This window comes from Amycolatopsis sp. H20-H5, assembly GCF_035828755.1.
Taxonomy (GTDB): domain Bacteria; phylum Actinomycetota; class Actinomycetes; order Mycobacteriales; family Pseudonocardiaceae; genus Amycolatopsis.
In genome coordinates, this window is the sequence record NZ_JAYMZS010000249.1 from 1 (window position 1) to 2,575 (window position 2,575).

The following is a 2,575-nucleotide window of genomic DNA, read 5'->3' on the forward strand; positions in this document are numbered from 1 at the left end:
TCGTCGGGTAGCGGGGACGCGTTGCCGCGCCCCCGCCCCCTCAGAACCGGCCATGCCCGATTTCCAGGCAACCGGCTCAAGCAAGCCCTGAAGGCTCACGGGCAGCCAGAAGTGCTGTACTCATTGCCGTCGCCGACGATCCGGCGCTGACAGTGGGCGTGTATGAGACGATCTGCGACGCGTTCATCCGACGTGCCAGCACCCCACACGGTCACCGCGTGTTTGCGGACCGCCTTGCGGGTGGCCGCGAGCCACTGTTCCCACTCTCGTGGGCTTTGCGGCTCGCGCTCGGCGTGCAGCAACAGCCCCCGGCATAGCGAGCATCGCCACCGCTGAGCCTGCAACAGGCGCAGCGTGGTCTTGCCCACCGGGGGTTTGCCGCGGTGACGCCGCGTGGCCCAGTAGTCGGTCAGGGACGGATCGTCCGGAGACGCCGCCCCGGCCACCATCCGGTGCCGGACAATCGCGGCCCAGGCGAACTTGCGGAGATAGAAGCCGGTCACCCGACTCCCGAATACCCACTTGTCTGCCCTGGCTGGGTTGAACGTGCCGAAATACCGGGCGGTCACCCAGCGGGTCGGCTTGTTCGGATGCGTGAACCTGGCCCACTTGTAGACCAATTTCCACACATGAGCGTCCAACGCGTTGAACGCACGTTTGGACACCCCGATCCGGTAGTAGGCCGCCCAACCCGCGATGATCGGATTAAGCTTCGCGATCACCACGTCAGCGTTGGCCCCACGCAGGGCTTTCGCCTCGGTGGACAGTCGTGCCCGGATCCGTCGCAGCGCGTCGTCGCTCGGCTTGGTCAGCAGCTTCCTGCCTCGGAACCGGCGGATGGTGAACCCCAGAAAGTCCACGCCCTCATCGAGATGCGTGATCTGGGTCTTGTCCTCATTGAAGACCAAACCCCTGGGCACCAACCATTCCGTCAGCCGCGCCTTGACCTGCTCGGCCTGCTCACGGGAGTGACACAAAGCGACCAGGTCGTCGGCATAGCGGACAACCGTCGGACATCCCGACATCGTCTTGCCGGCACGCGTGCCGGTGAGGTGATACCGGACGCCGGCGGCGGCCTCCAACCCATGCAGAGCAACGTTCATCAGCAACGGACTGATCACCCCGCCTTGAGGAGCACCCTCCCCGGTCGGGGCGAACCGGCCATCCTCGACCACTCCTGCTCTCAGCCACTGCCGGACAAGTTCCCGAGCCGGGAACGTCCCCAGCGACTCACAGATGTGGTCGTGGTTGAGCCGGTCGAATGCCGCCTCAAGATCGGCGTCGAGCACCCACAGACGTTTCGCGTCGGTGCGGCTCGCCGTCGTGTGGATCGCCACGATCGCGTCGTGACACCCTCGGCCCGGCCTGAACCCATAGGACTTCGGTTCGAACCGGGCCTCCCACTCGGGTTCCAGAGCATTCACCGTCAGAGCTTGCAGGCATCTGTCGGCGATCACGGGAATCCCGAGCGGGCGGCGACGCCCGTTGCTTTTGGGCACATACACCCGTTTAACCGGCCGAGGCGACCACGGTTCGGCCCTGCGTGTCACCCAGTCGGCCAGATCGGCCTTCTGTTCCGGTGTCACCACGACCACACCGTCAACCCCGGCTGTTTTGCGGCCAGCGTTGACTTCCGTCACCCGCCGCACCGAAACCAGCGCGTTGCTGCGGGAACGGAGCATCAGCTTCTGTAAGTTGCGGACCTTCTTCTGGTCCCCTGCCTGTGATGCCGCGAAGATCCGCTGACGCAGCCGCCGTACCTCATCCTCAACCGTCCGCCATTCCACAGCGTCCCAGTCAAGACTTCGGCCCTCGGGTCCGTTCACCACACCGTCGCCGTCGGCGACCACGGTCGTCTCCGGCATGGCCATGGTGTCCAACTTTCCCCTTCGGTTCCAGCGTTGTCGATCAGTTGACGTCTTCGCAGGCTCACCCGGCTCGCGTCAGCACCCTTTCGGGCCAGGGCATGAGCCCCTATCCGGCCAGTTATGCGGACCCCGCTGGCGGAGGAGCCAGCATCATGGTGCCCGGTTTCCTGCTGCCTTTCGGCGACCGGCGTTCGCTTCTCGAGCCATCCTGCGCCCGCTGAGGAGTTCTGCCTTCCTTACGGTCGGCTTACCAAGCTGCTTCGCTTGGACCTCATCGGGGTTGTCCCGTTCCGCATGAGACAGATGCGACCGGGGTGGGTGCCCTCTGGACCCCGGGGACGGTGGTGCGTTCCCGCCCGACAAAGCCCGTCCGGGCGGCACCTGCCGCGCTCTCAGCGGCTGGTCCCTATCTCCCGCTGGAACTTCCCATCGGCGGGAGTGCTCATGACGAGGCGTCAACGAGGGTTCACGCTATTCACCCGTCCGGTCTTCCCCAGCCTGTAACAACCGGATGGAACGGCAGTCCTTGGGCCTTGAACCTTGGGCTTCGCACCCCGCAGTTACCCGCGACGCACGCCAAGGCGAGGACGGTCCTTGCGCACTGGACCGGGCACTACATCTTCAACGTCGACATCACGTCGAACCTCCTTCGATGCATGCTGCTGTACTCATGCGACTTCGTGTCGCACGGCGATGTTGAGCCAGGA

1 protein-coding gene is annotated in these 2,575 nt (G+C 65.1%); it reads right to left on the reverse strand.

Annotation, left to right across the window (positions count from 1 at the left end; translation table 11 throughout):
- Positions 1-95: 95 nt before the first annotated feature.
- Positions 96-1,871, reverse strand: a complete 1,776-nt coding sequence (ltrA, locus tag QMK34_RS47170) for a group II intron reverse transcriptase/maturase (RefSeq protein WP_326421568.1) — start codon at positions 1,869-1,871, stop codon at positions 96-98.
- Between the last annotated feature and the right edge of the window lie 704 nt (positions 1,872-2,575).